At 63.4% G+C, this 15,033-nt stretch carries 18 protein-coding genes; 9 read left to right on the top strand and 9 right to left on the bottom strand.

Annotation, left to right across the window (positions count from 1 at the left end):
- Positions 1-36: 36 nt before the first annotated feature.
- Complete coding sequence (locus tag AXZ77_RS07030) at positions 37-720, bottom strand: sugar transferase (protein ID WP_255266431.1); 684 nt, start codon at positions 718-720, stop codon at positions 37-39.
- 398 nt (positions 721-1,118) lie between these two features.
- Here AXZ77_RS07030 and AXZ77_RS07025 point away from each other — a divergent pair, with 398 nt between their 5' ends.
- A complete protein-coding gene (locus AXZ77_RS07025; protein WP_098410596.1) occupies positions 1,119-1,433 on the top strand; it encodes a TM2 domain-containing protein in 315 nt (104 codons plus the stop codon).
- Here AXZ77_RS07025 and AXZ77_RS07020 read toward each other — a convergent pair.
- Both AXZ77_RS07020 and AXZ77_RS07015 read right to left on the bottom strand, forming a co-directional pair.
- On the bottom strand, positions 1,430-2,245 hold the full coding sequence (locus AXZ77_RS07020; RefSeq protein ID WP_098412462.1) for a DUF3445 domain-containing protein: 816 nt from the start codon (positions 2,243-2,245) through the stop codon (positions 1,430-1,432). The two genes, AXZ77_RS07025 and AXZ77_RS07020, sit on opposite strands and share 4 nt — an antisense overlap.
- 46 nt (positions 2,246-2,291) lie before the next feature.
- Positions 2,292-2,708: a DUF6314 family protein gene (locus AXZ77_RS07015; RefSeq protein ID WP_098410595.1), complete on the bottom strand. Its 417-nt coding sequence runs from the start codon at positions 2,706-2,708 to the stop codon at positions 2,292-2,294.
- 71 nt (positions 2,709-2,779) lie between these two features.
- Here AXZ77_RS07015 and purB point away from each other — a divergent pair, with 71 nt between their 5' ends.
- The 7 genes from purB to AXZ77_RS06980 all read left to right on the top strand — a co-directional run bounded on the left by purB (position 2,780) and on the right by AXZ77_RS06980 (position 9,018).
- Positions 2,780-4,084 carry an adenylosuccinate lyase gene (gene purB / locus AXZ77_RS07010; protein ID WP_098410594.1) on the top strand — a complete coding sequence of 435 codons (1,305 nt, stop codon included), beginning with the start codon at positions 2,780-2,782 and terminating at the stop codon, positions 4,082-4,084.
- 100 nt (positions 4,085-4,184) lie between these two features.
- A complete protein-coding gene (locus tag AXZ77_RS07005; RefSeq protein WP_098410593.1) occupies positions 4,185-4,337 on the top strand; it encodes a chitin-binding domain-containing protein in 153 nt (50 codons plus the stop codon).
- Between the two features lie 135 nt (positions 4,338-4,472).
- Positions 4,473-5,510 (top strand): flagellar motor switch protein FliG, encoded by a 1,038-nt coding sequence (locus AXZ77_RS07000; RefSeq protein ID WP_176536093.1) that lies wholly within the window; start codon positions 4,473-4,475, stop codon positions 5,508-5,510.
- Positions 5,511-5,688: 178 nt separating this feature from the next.
- A complete protein-coding gene (gene gap, locus AXZ77_RS06995; RefSeq protein WP_078519392.1) occupies positions 5,689-6,690 on the top strand; it encodes a type I glyceraldehyde-3-phosphate dehydrogenase in 1,002 nt (333 codons plus the stop codon).
- A 31-nt stretch (positions 6,691-6,721) separates the two neighbouring features.
- Entirely contained in the window at positions 6,722-6,865 is a 144-nt protein-coding gene (locus tag AXZ77_RS06990; protein WP_078546665.1) for a glyceraldehyde-3-phosphate dehydrogenase, read from the top strand.
- Between the two features lie 107 nt (positions 6,866-6,972).
- A complete protein-coding gene (gap, locus tag AXZ77_RS06985; RefSeq protein WP_098410592.1) occupies positions 6,973-7,974 on the top strand; it encodes a type I glyceraldehyde-3-phosphate dehydrogenase in 1,002 nt (333 codons plus the stop codon).
- A gap of 243 nt (positions 7,975-8,217) precedes the next feature.
- Positions 8,218-9,018, top strand: coding sequence for a YfdX family protein (locus AXZ77_RS06980; RefSeq protein ID WP_176535980.1), 801 nt, complete (start codon positions 8,218-8,220; stop codon positions 9,016-9,018).
- Here the strand turns inward: AXZ77_RS06980 and coaD are convergent, their stop codons facing one another.
- The 3 genes from coaD to AXZ77_RS06965 form a co-directional block, all read right to left on the bottom strand.
- Positions 9,019-9,516 carry a pantetheine-phosphate adenylyltransferase gene (gene coaD / locus AXZ77_RS06975; RefSeq protein WP_098410590.1) on the bottom strand — a complete coding sequence of 166 codons (498 nt, stop codon included), beginning with the start codon at positions 9,514-9,516 and terminating at the stop codon, positions 9,019-9,021.
- A gap of 90 nt (positions 9,517-9,606) precedes the next feature.
- Positions 9,607-10,041, bottom strand: a complete 435-nt coding sequence (locus tag AXZ77_RS06970) for a CBS domain-containing protein (protein WP_098410589.1) — start codon at positions 10,039-10,041, stop codon at positions 9,607-9,609.
- A 90-nt stretch (positions 10,042-10,131) separates the two neighbouring features.
- Positions 10,132-11,031, bottom strand: coding sequence for a LysR family transcriptional regulator (locus AXZ77_RS06965; RefSeq protein ID WP_078519397.1), 900 nt, complete (start codon positions 11,029-11,031; stop codon positions 10,132-10,134).
- Positions 11,032-11,145: 114 nt separating this feature from the next.
- On the opposite strand from AXZ77_RS06965, the gene AXZ77_RS06960 reads away from it, so the two are divergent.
- The gene (locus tag AXZ77_RS06960; RefSeq protein WP_098410588.1) at positions 11,146-12,648 is read left to right on the top strand and encodes a CoA-acylating methylmalonate-semialdehyde dehydrogenase; all 1,503 of its coding nucleotides are present in this window, start codon (positions 11,146-11,148) and stop codon (positions 12,646-12,648) included.
- 97 nt (positions 12,649-12,745) lie between these two features.
- Here AXZ77_RS06960 and AXZ77_RS06955 read toward each other — a convergent pair whose 3' ends face one another.
- From AXZ77_RS06955 to atpD, 3 genes are all read right to left on the bottom strand, one after another.
- Entirely contained in the window at positions 12,746-13,096 is a 351-nt protein-coding gene (locus tag AXZ77_RS06955) for an H-type lectin domain-containing protein (protein WP_078546656.1), read from the bottom strand.
- Between the two features lie 106 nt (positions 13,097-13,202).
- On the bottom strand, positions 13,203-13,604 hold the full coding sequence (locus AXZ77_RS06950) for a F0F1 ATP synthase subunit epsilon (protein WP_078519400.1): 402 nt from the start codon (positions 13,602-13,604) through the stop codon (positions 13,203-13,205).
- Between the two features lie 9 nt (positions 13,605-13,613).
- Entirely contained in the window at positions 13,614-15,032 is a 1,419-nt protein-coding gene (atpD, locus tag AXZ77_RS06945; RefSeq protein WP_098410587.1) for a F0F1 ATP synthase subunit beta, read from the bottom strand.
- Position 15,033 lies beyond the last annotated feature (1 nt).

The following is a 15,033-nucleotide window of genomic DNA, read 5'->3' as shown; positions in this document are numbered from 1 at the left end:
TTACAAGCCGTCTCTCTCTCGCAACCGGTGTTGGAATTACTTGCCCGTCTGGCGCAGCACCACGGCGACGGTCATCACGCAGAGCCACAGATCATTCAGCAGCGACAGTCTCGCGTAATAGCGTTCGTCGAAGCGCACACGATCCACGAAGGCGGTGGTCGAACGTCCGGCGACCTGCCACAGCCCGGTGATGCCGGGGCGCATCTTGTAATAGGCCCGGCCCATCGCGCCTTTGTAGCTGGCTTCCTGATCGAGCATGAAGGGGCGCGGCCCCACGAGGCTCATCGTCCCGCAGAGTACGTTGAAGAACTGCGGCAGCTCGTCGAGGCTGGTGCGGCGCAGTAAGCGACCGATGCGGGTGATGCGCGGATCGTCGTCGAGCTTCTGGTTCACCGACCATTCCAGCGCGAGCGCGGGGTTCTCGTTGCACAGACGCACGAGCTGCGCCTCGGCATCGACATGCATGGTGCGCAGCTTGTAGCAGCGGAAGCGCTTGCCGCCCTGCCCGACGCGGATCTGCGAATAGAAGGCGGGACCGCCATCGGCGCGTACCGCCAGCGCCAGAAGCGCGATCAGCGGCAGCAGAACCGGAAGGATCGCGATCACGGCGAGAATGTCGAACAGGCGCTTGCCCATGCCCTCGTAGCGCAGAATGCGCGCCCGCGTCGGAGTTACGCCCGTTGCACCTGCAAACTCGAAATTGGTCGAGAGATCCGACATTTCCGCACCTATTACCCTACCTCAGAGTGCGAACCTTCAAGCCCGCTTTTCTTTAACCCGGTTTTTACTTTTGATTCGTCCATAATTGTGACCAAAGCCGACAATTGTTGCGGCTCGGGGCTATAAAGAGATCACGGCAAAAAATCACAAGTCTCTGATCGTCGTTATTTATCTTGTTGTTTTATATGCAACATTTTCGACGCACTGAGGAAATCCGCAGGATTTCGATACTCGCCCATAAGGCGATTAGCGCCAATCTTCCCTTAGGTAGCCTTGGGTTAAAAGCTTATGAAATCGGACGCCTGCGCAAGCTCGCCGACATGGTGGATCTTCCGAGCCCCTCTTGATCCCGCGGCCCGACTGCCCATATCGGCTGGGAAGATGTTATGGAGATTAACATGGCCCGAGACGATGCCCGCGCCCTCTATATCGAGCAGCGCGTCGCGAATGAGAAGAAATCGGCCCTGCTTGGCTATGTGCTGTGGTTCATGCTGCCCATGCTCGGCGTGCACCGGATGTATATGGGGCGCGTCTTCTCCGGCGTGGTGATGCTGGCACTGACCGGGATCGGCACGCTCCTGTCGCCCATCCTGATCGGCTTCATCCCGCTTGGCCTCGCAGGCCTGTGGTGGCTGATCGACGCGCTTCTGATCCCCGGCATGGTCTCGCAGGATATGGCCGAGACGCGCTGGCGGCTGATGCAGGAAGCTTAATCCGCCTGCCGGATCGGGTGCTCGGCCAAGGCCTGCGCCTGATCCGGGCTCAGGCTTTCGGGCCGCACCACCTGGGTGTGGATCGAGAAGATCACGGCATTCGTGTGCGGCAGGCGGAACAGGCATTGCCGCTCCACCCGTATATAAGGGGCGTCGGCGGGCGCGTGGGCGAATTCGTATTCCGAGCGCGGATCATGCAGATGTGCCGCCGAGCGCGAGGCAGTCCCGCGCATCAGCCCCCTGCCCTCACGCACGCCATCGAGCAAGCGCTGCACCCGCTTGCCGAGATCGTCGGTGTAGATCTCGATCGGTTCGTGAATGCGCATCATCGGGCGCATGAATTTCTCGCGTAGCGTCCAGCCCGAGGGAAAACACAGCACACCGCCGGTCAGCACATGCTCGGAATTGCCGAACGCGGCCTCATCGGCTTCCATCAGGCACAGATCGCATTGCAGCAGCCGCCCGAGCGTGGCGAGCGGGTCCGTGCGATCCAGCGCAACCACCGCCCCATCGGGCCGCGTGACCGTCTCCGCGCTGCAGGCAAACCCCAGCGCCGGAAGCATCGGCAGCACCAGATCGTAGAGCTCTTCCGCCGCAGGCCGCCCGTGATCCGACAGGCCCAGCACCAGATCGCGCGCCTCCTCGATCAGCCGGTCGCGCAGGCCCATCTGCGCGGCATAGGCATCATCGACCTCCAGCCAATCCTCATATGAGACCGGGATCACCCCCGGGAGCCGCCGCGTGCGCGGATCGGCCCAGGGCGCGAAGCTCAGGCGGTTTTGCAGGACCGGATTGGCGACAAGGTCTTTCATCCCCGCAGATTGCCGCGCGTCCCCGCCCGCGACAAGAGCGTCCGCGTCAGGGCTGCCCCGCGCTGCGCACATAGTCCGAGATCATCTCGTAATCCTTGCGCGGCCCCTGCACCCGCCAGATCGCCCGCCAGCGGGGCCACGCGTCGAAGTCATAGCTCACCCGGTAATCGTCGGGATCGCACCAATGGCTCGCGGCCGGGCTCAGCGGATCGAAACTGTGAAAGGGCCGGCCATCCTCGAAGGCCACGGCAATCTGCCCGCCCTCGGCCCGCCAGAAATAGCTGCGCTCGGCGTGAAAGCTCTGCCCGCCCGGCATCACCAGCTCGCCGGTCTCGCAATAATGCAGCCCGACCCCTTCGGGCGCGAAGCAGGCATGACCGTCAAAACGGGCCTCATTTCCATCCGCATGCAGGATTTGGCGCGTCAGCACCCAGTTCCCCTCGAAATCCGACAGCTGCGGCATTGGCTCTCCCTTGCCCCAAAGGCAGGTGCAGTCTAACAAGCGCGCAACCACACGCAATCAAGAGGCCGCCGATGATCCCGCGTTATGCCCGCAAAGAGATGGTCGACATCTGGGAACCCGCCACCAAGTTCAAAATCTGGTACGAGATCGAGGCGCATGCCTGCGACGCTCAGGCCGAGCTGGGCGCGATCCCGAAAGAGAATGCCGAGGCCGTCTGGAAGGCCGAGGATGTCGAGTTCGACGTCGACCGCATCGACGAGATCGAAGCCGTCACCAAGCATGACGTGATCGCCTTCCTGACCCATCTGGCTGAACATGTGGGCTCGGAAGAGGCCCGCTTCGTCCATCAGGGCATGACCTCGTCGGATGTGCTCGACACCTGCCTCAACGTGCAGCTGGTGCGCGCCGCCGACATCCTTCTGACCGATCTCGACAAGGTTCTGGCGGCGCTGAAGAAGCGCGCCTACGAGCATAAGGACACGGTCCGCGTGGGCCGCTCGCATGGCATCCATGCCGAGCCGACCACGATGGGCCTGACCTTCGCGCGCTTCTACGCCGAGATGGACCGCAACAAGGCGCGCCTGCAGGCCGCGCGCGAAGAAGTCGCGACCGGCGCGATCTCGGGCGCTGTCGGCACCTTCGCCAATATCGACCCGCGCGTGGAAGAGCATGTCTGCAAGATGCTCGGCCTCAAGCCGGAGCCGATCTCGACGCAGGTGATCCCGCGCGACCGCCATGCGATGTTCTTCGCCACGCTGGGCGTCATCGCGTCGTCGATCGAGAACGTCGCGATCGAGATCCGCCACATGCAGCGCACCGAAGTGCTCGAAGGCGCGGAGTTCTTCTCGATGGGTCAGAAGGGTTCTTCGGCGATGCCGCATAAGAAGAACCCGGTCCTGACCGAGAACCTCACCGGGCTTGCCCGCCTCGTGCGGATGACCGTGATCCCGGCGATGGAGAACGTGGCACTCTGGCACGAGCGTGACATCTCGCACAGCTCGGTCGAGCGTGGCATCGGCCCCGACGCGACCGTGACGCTCGATTTCGCGTTGAACCGTCTGGCCGGCGTCGTCGACAAGATGATCATCTACCCCGAGAACATGCTCGCGAACATGAACAAGTTCCCCGGTCTGGTGATGAGCCAGCGCGTTCTGCTGGCGCTGACGCAAGCCGGCGTGTCGCGCGAAGACGCCTATGCGATGGTGCAGCGCAATGCGCTCAAAGTCTGGGAAGAGCGCGTCGATTTCCGCGAACAGCTGCTCGCCGACAAGGATGTCGTGGCCGCTCTCGGCGTCGACGGCATCAACGAGAAGTTCGACATGGGCTACCATACCAAGCATGTCGACACGATTTTCGCCCGCGTTTTCGGCGAATAATCGAGAAACAAGCCCGTTCCGCGCCGCCTATGTCAGCCGACTATAGGCGGCGCGTGCGATTCGGGCTTACCCTAGGGCATCTAGCAAAGGGAGATTGCAGATGACCCGAACCATCCTTGCAGCCGCCGTGCTGATCCTCGCCCCGCTCGCCGCGTCGGCCGAGTGCTTTAGCGGCCACCAAGCCTCCATGTCCTGCCCGCAGGGCCAGGTCTGGGACAAGGACGCGAGTGCCTGCGTCCTGCAGTCCAGCTGACCGCTGAGACGGTAATCCCGTCTTAACGGCCTCCGTGCAAAGCTGACCGCGAAACCGCATTGGCCGCCCGCGCGGCCGATGCCCAGCACGGAGGTTCTCGCGGTGAATGCGATCGCGCCCATGGCGCTCGGTCATATGGCCGGGTCCGACTCGGCTGGCGACAAATCCGCCCGGCCGGGACCGCTTACGCGGCGCCAGAAAGCTGCGATCATCGTGCGGCTGCTCGCCTCCGAAGGGCTGAAATTGCCGCTGACGGAGCTGAGCGACGATCAACAGACCGAACTGACCGAGACCGTGGCGCAGCTGCGTCTGGTCGACCGCTCCACCATCACCAGCGTAGTGGAAGAGTTCTGCGAAGAATTGGAGTCTGTCGGCATCGCTTTCCCCGGCGGGCTGGAAGGCGCGCTGTCGCTGCTCGACGGACAGCTCTCGCCCTCGGCCTCGAACCGCTTGCGCAGGCTGGCCTCCGGCTCCTCGCGCGCCGACCCGTGGCAGCGGATCGCGGGCCTCACCGCGGAAGTGCTTCTGCCCGTTCTGGAAGGCGAAAGCGTCGAAGTGGGCGCAGTGATGCTGTCGAAGCTGTCGGTCGCGAAATCTGCCGAGCTGCTCGGGCTGCTGCCCGGAGAGAAAGCGCGGCGGATCGCCTATGCGGTCTCGCTGACCGGAAATGTCGCGCCCGAAACCGTGCTGCGGATCGGGCAGGCGCTCGCAGCGCAACTGGATGCCACCCCGCCAAAAGCCTTCGATTCCGGGCCGGTGGAACGGGTGGGCGCGATCCTGAACTACTCGGCCTCTGCCACCCGCGACGCGGTGCTCAAGGGGCTGGAGGAAGAGGACAAGACCTTCGCCGACGAGGTGAAGAAGGCGATCTTCACCTTCGCCAATATTCCCGCCCGCATCGATACACGCGACATCCCGAAAGTGCTGCGCGTGGTCGATCAGACGCAGCTGACCGTCGCGCTTGCCGGGGCGACCGGCCCGTTGCAACCCGCGGCGGAGTTCATTCTTGCCAACATGTCCCAGCGCATGGCGCAAAGCTTGCGCGACGAGATGGCGAATCTGGGCAAGGTGAAGGAGAAAGACGCCGAAGAGGCGATGAGCGCTGTTGTCGCCGCAATCCGGGAGATGGAAGCCGCGGGAGAGATCTTCCTCGTCGCAGAGGACGACGATTGAGCGAAAGATTCTGTCGCCGCGCCCCGTTCGGCGCCACTCTTCGCGCCAAAGCCGCGCCCTGCCCCGCAATGTTATCGCAAACACCGCGTGTTTACGCTAACATACTGTTTCAAAACCTTTTCCCGAATTGCATGCAATGGTATCCAGCGCCGAAATCACGCGCTTCGGAGAGATCATCATGACCGTCACCATCGGGATCAACGGCTTCGGCCGCATCGGGCGCTGCACGCTCGCGCATATCGCGGAAGCCGCGCGCAACGACGTGCAGGTCGTCAAGATCAACGCCACCGGCCCGATCGAGACCAATGCGCATCTCCTGAAATACGACTCCGTCCACGGCCGCTTCGGCGGGCAGGTGAAGGTTGCGGGCAACACGCTCGACCTCGGGCGCGGCCCGATCGACGTGATGTCGACCTACGACCCGGAAGAACTCGACTGGGACGGCGTCGATGTCGTCCTCGAATGCACCGGCAAGTTCAACGCCCGCGACAAGGCCGCCGTCCATCTGGGTCGCGGCGCGAAGCGGGTTCTGGTCTCCGCGCCTGCGACCGATGCCGACAAGACCGTGGTCTACGGCGTGAACCATCGCGAGCTGACGCCCGCGCATCACGTCGTTTCGAACGGGTCGTGCACCACGAACTGCCTCGCGCCGCTCGCCAAGGTGCTCAATGACACGATCGGCATCGAATCGGGCGTGATGACGACGATCCATTCCTATACCGGCGATCAGCCCACGCTCGACCGTCGCCACAAGGATCTCTATCGCGCCCGCGCCGCGGCGATGGCAATGATCCCGACCTCCACCGGCGCCGCGAAGGCCCTGGGCGAGGTGCTGCCCGAGCTGCAAGGCCGCCTCGACGGCACCGCGCTGCGCGTCCCCACCCCCAATGTTTCCGCGGTCGATCTGACCTTCGAGGCGCGCAAGACCGTCACCCGCGACGAGGTGAACGAGATCGTCCGCGAAGCCGCCGCCGGCTACATGGGCATGGTGCTGGGCTACGACCCCGAGCCGAAGGTCTCGATCGACTTCAACCACACGCAGCAATCCTCTATCTTCGCGCCGGACCAGACCAAGGTCGTGGGCAAGCTTGTCCGCGTTCTGGCCTGGTACGATAACGAATGGGGGTTCTCCTGCCGCATGGCCGATGTGGCCGGGGCGATGGGGCGACTCGTGCACTGACGCGCCAAACAAGGGCGCGCGAAGGGGATAGATGACCAATCGGATCGCGCTCTGGCTTGGGGCCCTCCTCATTTTGCTTATTTTGGCGGATGTGTTTGCCGATGACGGCCGCATCCTGCTGTTTCTGGCGAAAAAAACTGCCGATCTCGTTCAATATGTCGCGTTCTGGCGCTAGCATCGGGCTGCACCCCGTTGACCTTCGGCGCTGAACGCGCTTGTTAGCGTTAACGGAAGACCTGCCCGTGCAACTCCCTGCCGGGCAGCCAGCCAGAGGAGACGGATATGACGGTTAAAGTTGCCATCAACGGGTTCGGTCGCATCGGCCGCAACGTGCTGCGCGGGATCATCGAGTCGGGGCGCACCGATATCGAGGTGATCGCGATCAACGATCTCGGCCCGGTCGAGACGAACGCACACCTGCTGCAATTCGACTCCGTGCACGGCAAATTCCCGCATGAGGTCACGACCGGCGAAGACTGGATCGATGCTGGCCGCGGCAAGATCAAGGTCACCGCGATCCGCGACCCGAAGGAACTGCCCTGGGGCGATGTCGATGTCGCGCTGGAATGCACCGGCATCTTCACCGCGCGCGACAAGGCGGCCTTCCACCTCGAGAACGGCTCGAAGCGCGTGCTGGTTTCCGCCCCCGCCGCGGGTGCCGACAAGACCATCGTCTTCGGTGTGAACGACGGTGCGCTGACCGCGGACGACCTCGTCGTCTCGAACGCATCGTGCACCACGAACTGCCTTTCGCCCGTCGCCAAGGCGCTCAATGACGCGATCGGGATCGAGAAGGGCTTCATGACCACGATCCACAGCTATACCGGCGACCAGCCGACGCTGGACACGATGCACAAGGATCTCTACCGCGCCCGCGCCGCCGCGCTGTCGATGATCCCGACCTCGACCGGCGCTGCGAAAGCCGTGGGTCTGGTGCTGCCGGAACTCAACGGCAAGCTCGACGGCGTCGCGATCCGCGTGCCGACTCCGAATGTCTCGGTCGTCGATCTCGTCTTCGAGGCTGGCAAGGACACCAGCGTCGAAGAGATCAATGCCGCGATCAAGGCCGCCGCTGACGGCCCGATGAAGGGCATCCTCGGCTATACCGACAAGCCCAACGTCTCGAGCGACTTCAACCACGACCCGCATTCGTCGATCTTCCACATGGATCAGACCAAGGTCATGGAAGGCCGCATGGTCCGTATCCTGAGCTGGTACGACAATGAATGGGGCTTCTCGAACCGCATGGCGGACACCGCCGTCGCGATGGGCAAGCTGATCTGAACGTGATCGGGGCACCGCCCCGCAGATTGTGAAAAAGTCGAAGGGGCGGTCCATCTTGGGCCGCCCTTTTCGTGCTCACCTCTCACACACGGCTCGCAGAGCATGCACGCGCCCTCTCACCCGCGCCGCGAGCCTTGATGCATGGTGATAGAACCCTTTGAAATCCGGGACGTTTCAGGGCCATGGAGCGCGCCGCCCGGCGCCTCCGCCTTAGCTGAACCCCATCACGAAAGGGAATATCCCATGGAACGCAGCAAGAAATTCCTCGCCCTCGCCCTCTCCTCCGCGCTGATCGCGGGCCCCGCGAGCTTTGAGATGGCCAATGCCGCCACCACGAGCTCCAACAGCAACTCAAGCGGCACCGCGATGCAGAGCGCCCAAAGCCAAGGCAATGACGCGGTCTCGCAGACCACGGCAAGCTCGACCGACAAGGACTTGCTGACCACGGTCAATGACGCCTACACGGCGATGCGCGAAGTGCGCGCGGCGCGTCTGGCGATCTTCGATGGCAATACCGACATGGCGACCAAGATGACCAAGGACGCCACCGCGAAAATGCAGGCCGCCGAGAAGGCCGAAAGCAAATGGGGCGTGCCCTCGAAAGCGGGCAAGAAAGGCGTGACCTACCTGCCCTTCGACAGCTCCATCGCGCTTGGCGAAAGCTTCACGGTGACGCCGGATAACCAGAAAGCGGTCGGCAAGGCCAATCAGCAGATGGCGCAGGGGAACGCGAAAGCCGCCGCCAAGACGCTGAAAGACAATGATATCGACGTGTCGATCTCGGCGGCGATGGTGCCCGCGAAGGCGTCGCTCGCCCATCTGCAGGACGCGTCCAAGCTCATCAAATCGGGCAATTACTACGAGGCGAACCTTGCGCTGAAAGGCGTCGAGGATTCCGTCGTGATCGACCAATGGGGTCTCGACAACCTGCCGCAGCAGGCGGGCAACGCCACGAAATCCTCGGCAAATGCGAGCGGCAGCACTCAGATGCAGCAGAAATCGCAGCAGAGCGGCACGTCGGGCAACGCCGCCTCGAACGGCTGATCAGGCCTTGGCGTAAGCCTTGACCAAGGCATCGCGCACGGCGGGGGTAACGAATTTCGAGACATCCCCGTCGAGCCGCGCGATTTCCTTCACCAGCTTCGAGGCGATCGCCTGACGCCGTGCATCGGCCATCAGGAACACCGTCTCGACCGAGGAATCGAGCGCGCGGTTCATCCCGACCATCTGGAATTCATATTCGAAATCGGCCACCGCGCGCAGGCCGCGCACGATCACGCTCGCGCCGACATCCTTGGCGCAGTCGATCAGCAGGTTTTCGAAGGGATGGACGACGATCTCGCCGCCGCGGCGGTCGGTGATCTTCGCGCATTCGTCCTGAAGCATGGCGACGCGTTCCTCGAGCGAGAAAAGCGGCCCCTTGTCACGGTTGATCGCGACCCCGATCACGAGCCGATCCACCAGAGCCATCGCGCGCTCGATGATATCGAGGTGGCCCAGCGTGACCGGATCGAAAGTTCCGGGGTAAAGACCGATCCGCATGGCATCCTCCCTCGTCGCCCGCCAAAAAGGTTAGCGCACGCAACTATATTGCGTGGCTAATTGCAAGCGGGAAGATGCCGCATTGCGGCATCAGTTGCCCATGATCATGCCCTGAAGCGACTCTTTCTCCATATGGAGCTCGTTCAGACGCGCCTTGACCACGTCCCCGATCGAGATCACGCCGACCATCTTGCCGTTCTCGCGCACGGGCATGTGGCGGAAGCGGCCCTCGGTCATCAGGCTCATCACCTCTTCGGTGCTGTCCATCGGGGCGCAATGCTTGACGTCGCGGGTCATGACATCACCGGCGGTCATCACAAGGCAATCGGCACCGCGCCGGGCGATTTCACGCACGACATCGCGCTCCGAGACGATCCCGTCGACGGTTTGCCCATCCTGCGAGACGATCACCGCACCGATGCGTTTGGAAGAAAGCAGGGCGACGACCTCGCTCAGCTTCATGTCGGGGGCGACGGTGAAAACTTCCATCTCGCCCTTGTTCTTGAGAATCTGCATAACCTGCATCGGCGTCTCCTTGAAAAACGTCGTCTAAACTCAAGCGTCCCACTGCTTTCATAGATTTGTCAACGGCTTTGCGGTTCACGGGGCCGCCAATTATATTTCAACCGCAGCGTGTTCTAGCCGCGCAACCTCGTCGCGCAACCCCTGCCCCAGCGCTTCGGCGAAGCGGGTCAGGCGCTCGGATCGGCGGTCGTCGGCGTGGCGGATCAACCAGAAGGCGCGGTTGAGCCGGATCTCGTCGCCCAGCACCCGTTGAACGCCCGGCGCGAAGGGGATCGCGAAGTCGTGGACGATGCCCACGCCTGCGCCCGCCTCGATCATCCGGGTCTGCACGGCCGCTGAATTCGACGCGAGCCCCATCACCTCGGCCTCGGTCTCGGCGAAGTAATCCAGCTCCTTGTCGAAGATCATGTCGGGGATATAGCCGATCATCCGGTGATGGCGCAGATCCTCCTTGCAGGTGATCGGCGGCGCCTTCGCGAGATAGTCGCGATGGGCGGCGAGGCTGAGGTGATAGTCGCTCAGCTTCTGCACGGTCAGGCGGCCTGCGGTCGGGCGCGACACTGCGATCGCCATATCCGCCTCGCGCTTCGAGAGGTTGAAGACCCGCGGCAGGGCGACGACCTGAATCTCCAGCCCGGGATTGTCCTCGGCGATCTTCGCGCAGACCTGCGGCAGAAGGTAATTCGCGCAGCCATCGGGCGCGCCGATCCGCAATTGCCCCGTCAACTGGCCCGCGATGCCGGACAGCTCTTCATCGGCGCCCGCGAAGACCTGCTCCGCCGCCTCGGCATGGGGCAGGAGACGGTCGCCCGATTCCGACAGCGCGTAGCCCTGCGGCGATTTCACGAAGAGCTTCGCCCCCACCCCTTCTTCGAGCCGCGCGATGCGCCGCCCCACGGTGGCCGCGTCCAGCTTCAAACGCCGCCCGGCGCCCGACAGGCTCTCGGCCCGTGCGACGGCAAGGAAAATCCGCAGGTCGTCCCAGTCCATATCGCGCCCCTCTTTGCAAAAATGCAAAACGCTTTTGAGTTACTTCCCCTTTTATGCTCATTTTCGCAAGGCTAGAGTGCGCCAAAGCCAAGTTATCTGTAGGAGGAGTGTCTCATGGAAGAAATCGGTCACTGGATCAACGGCAAGCGCGTCGCGGGCACGTCCGGCCGCTTCGGCGAAGTCTTCAACCCCGCCACCGGCGAGCAGATCGCCAAGGTCGCGCTGGCCACCCCGGCTGAGCTGGATGCGGCAATCGCCGACGCCGCGAAAGCGCAGCTGGAATGGCAGAAGGTCAACCCGCAGCGCCGCGCCCGCGTGATGATGAAATTCGGTCAGCTGATCGAGCGCGACATGGACAAGCTCGCCGAGGCTCTGTCGAAAGAGCACGGCAAGACCATCCCCGACGCGAAGGGCGACGTGCAGCGTGGCCTCGAAGTGATCGAGGTCTGCATGGGCGCGCCTGCGATGCTCAAGGGCGAATACACCGGCGACGCGGGCCCCGGTATCGACCTCTACTCGATGCGCCAGCCGCTGGGCGTCGTGGCCGGCATCACGCCGTTCAACTTCCCCGCCATGATCCCGCTGTGGAAGATGGGCCCGGCGCTCGCTTCGGGTAACGCGATGATCCTCAAGCCGTCCGAGCGCGTGCCGACCACGGCGATCATGCTCGCGGAACTCGCACAGGAAGCCGGTCTTCCCGATGGCGTGCTGCAGGTCGTCAACGGCGACAAGGAAGCCGTGGACACGATCCTCGATCACGAGACGATCCAGGGCGTGGGCTTCGTGGGTTCGACCCCGATCGCGCAATACATCTACGGTCGTGCCGCCACCAACGGCAAGCGCGCGCAGTGCTTCGGCGGTGCGAAGAACCACATGATCATCATGCCCGACGCGGACATGGACAAGGCCGCCGACGCGCTGATCGGCGCGGGCTACGGCGCCGCTGGCGAGCGCTGCATGGCGATCTCGGTTGCGGTTCCGGTGGGCGACGGCACGGCGGATGCGCTGGTCGAGCGTCTCGTGCCGAAGATCGAGAAGCTGAAAGTCGGCCCCTATACCGGTGGCGACGACGTGGATTACGGTCCCGTCATCACCAAGCAGGCGCAGGAGCGGATCAAGTCGCTCATCAATTCGGGTGTCGATCAGGGCGCGAACCTTGTCGTCGACGGCCGCGACTTCTCGCTGCAGGGCTATGAGGACGGCTTCTTCGTCGGCCCGTCGCTCTTCGACAACGTCACCCCCGACATGGACATCTACAAAGAGGAAATCTTTGGCCCGGTCCTGTCGATGGTGCGCACGAAGACCTATGACGAGGCGCTCGATCTGGTCGTCGACAACCCCTACGGCAACGGCACCGCGATCTACACCGCCGATGGCGACGTGGCGCGCGACTTCGCGGCGAACGTCAATGTCGGCATGGTCGGCATCAACTTCCCGATCCCGGTTCCGCTGAGCTACTACACCTTCGGCGGCTGGAAGAAGTCGGCCTTCGGCGACCTCAACCAGTACGGTCCCGACGCCTTCCGCTTCTACACCAAGACCAAGACCGTCACGGCCCGTTGGTTCTCGGGCATCAAGGACGAAGGTGCGGCGCTGAACTTCAAGGCGCTCGACTGATCTTTCGGCGGGGCGGTTCGCGAACCGCCCTCCCCCAGACATAGGAAAACGCCCCGCCGATCGGCGGGGCGTTTTTCATGGGATCTGTCGGCGCGGATCAGTCGATGTCCCAGTCATCCTCATGCGAAACGCCGCCCAGTGCCAGCCAATCCGCGCGCACCCGCGCCACACGGCTGTCGCCCCAGGTGCGGAAAACGATCACGAAGCCCTCGGGCGTGACGCCGTCGCTGGAGATATCCATCCGCGAATTGTGCTTGCCGTCCACGTCCCACATCGACAACGAGACCTGCACCATCGGCGTCGCGCGAAACGGCTCGGGGAAGGCAACCTTCTTGCGCAGCTCGCGCGGCCCCTCGCCCGTCCACATGGCGCCGCCATCCTGATAGTCGGAGAACAGCACGAGCGAGCCGCGTTGCATCCCCAGACGGTGGCTTTCGATCGTGATCATCGAGACAGGGCCTCTTTCTTTCAACCTGAGGCAGAGCTTACCGCAACTGCGGACAATAAAAAGCCCCGGAAAATCCGGGGCTTCCTAAATCTTTTCGCGAGAGGTCTCAGCTCAGCATATGCGAGCCAAGGGCCTCCATGTCAGCCAGCAGCTTCGCGGTCATGTCGGCCACCGAAGGATGCGCCTCGTCATGGACGCGGCGGGCTTCCTCGATCAGGCGATCGTGGACTTCCTTGGTGAACTCTTCCGCGGGCAGCGAACGCTCGGCCAGAACCGTGATCCCCTCGGGGGTGATCTCGGCGAAGCCACCCGTCACCGCGTAGCTCTGGGTTTCCGACCGCGTCACCATCGTCAGCTTGCCGGGACGCAGCGTGGTCAGCATCGGCGCGTGGCCGGGCATGACCGTCAGGTCACCATCCGCGCCAGGCACCATGACCTCGACCGCCGCCTCTTCCGAGGCCAGCTTGCGCTCGGGCGCAACGAGATCGAATTGCATCGTGTCGGCCATAATGCCTCCTTACGCCGCAGCGGCGAGTTTCTCGGCTTTCGCTTTCACGTCCTCGATGCCGCCAACCATGTAGAAGGCCGCTTCGGGCAGGTGATCGTATTCGCCTGCAACAACCGCCTTGAACGACTCGATGGTGTCTTCGAGCGGAACCTGAACGCCGTCCGAACCGGTGAACACTTTCGCAACGTCGAAGGGCTGCGAGAGGAAACGCTGGATCTTACGGGCACGAGCCACGGTCAGCTTATCCTCTTCGGACAGTTCGTCCATGCCGAGGATGGCGATGATGTCCTGCAGAGCCTTGTAGCGCTGAAGGATCTCCTGCACCTGACGGGCGACCTTGTAGTGCTCTTCGCCGACGATGCCCGGATCGAGGATACGCGAGGACGAGTCCAGCGGGTCCACAGCCGGGTAGATGCCGAGTTCCGAGATCGCACGCGACAGAACGGTCGTGGCGTCAAGGTGGGCGAAGGTGGTGGCCGGAGCCGGGTCGGTAAGGTCATCCGCGGGCACGTAGACGGCCTGGATCGAGGTGATCGAGCCGGCTTTCGTCGAGGTAATACGCTCCTGCATCGCACCCATGTCGGTGGCCAGCGTCGGCTGGTAGCCCACTGCCGAGGGGATACGGCCCAGAAGTGCCGACACCTCGGAACCCGCCTGCGTGAAGCGGAAGATGTTGTCCACGAAGAACAGAACGTCGGTGCCCGACTGGTCGCGGAACTGCTCTGCGAGGGTCAGACCGGTCAGAGCGACACGCGCACGCGCACCCGGAGGCTCGTTCATCTGGCCGTAGACCAGTGCCACCTGCGAGCTCGACAGATCGTCGGGCTTGATGACGTTGGATTCGATCATCTCGTGGTAGAGGTCGTTCCCTTCACGGGTCCGCTCGCCCACACCGGCGAACACGGAGTAGCCCGAGTGCACCTTTGCGATGTTGTTGATCAGCTCCATGATCAGAACGGTCTTGCCGACGCCAGCGCCGCCGAACAGGCCGATCTTACCACCCTTGGAGTAGGGTGCGAGCAGGTCGATGACCTTGATGCCGGTCACGAGGATTTCCGAGGCGGTCGCCTGGCTCTCGAAGTTCGGCGCGGGCTGGTGGATGGCGCGGGTTTCGTCCGCTTCCACGGGGCCCTTCTCGTCCACGGGCTCGCCGATCACGTTCAGGATGCGGCCGAGGGTCGCGTTGCCGACCGGCACCGAGATCGGCTTGCCGGTGTCTTTAACTTCGGCGCCGCGCACGAGACCTTCGGTCGCGTCCATTGCGATGGTGCGCACCGAGTTTTCGCCGAGGTGCTGAGCCACTTCGAGAACGAGGCGCTTGCCGTTGTTCTCGGTTTCCAGCGCGTTGAGGATCGCAGGCAGCTCGCCGTCGAACTGCACGTCGACGACGGCGCCGATGACCTGGGTCACTTTACCATTGCTTGCCATG

Origin of the sequence: Thioclava sp. ES.031 (assembly GCF_002563775.1) — a bacterium.
Taxonomy (GTDB): domain Bacteria; phylum Pseudomonadota; class Alphaproteobacteria; order Rhodobacterales; family Rhodobacteraceae; genus Thioclava.
The sequence above is the reverse complement of the archived record's forward strand: the minus strand, read 5'-3'. Positions and strand labels throughout refer to the sequence as shown.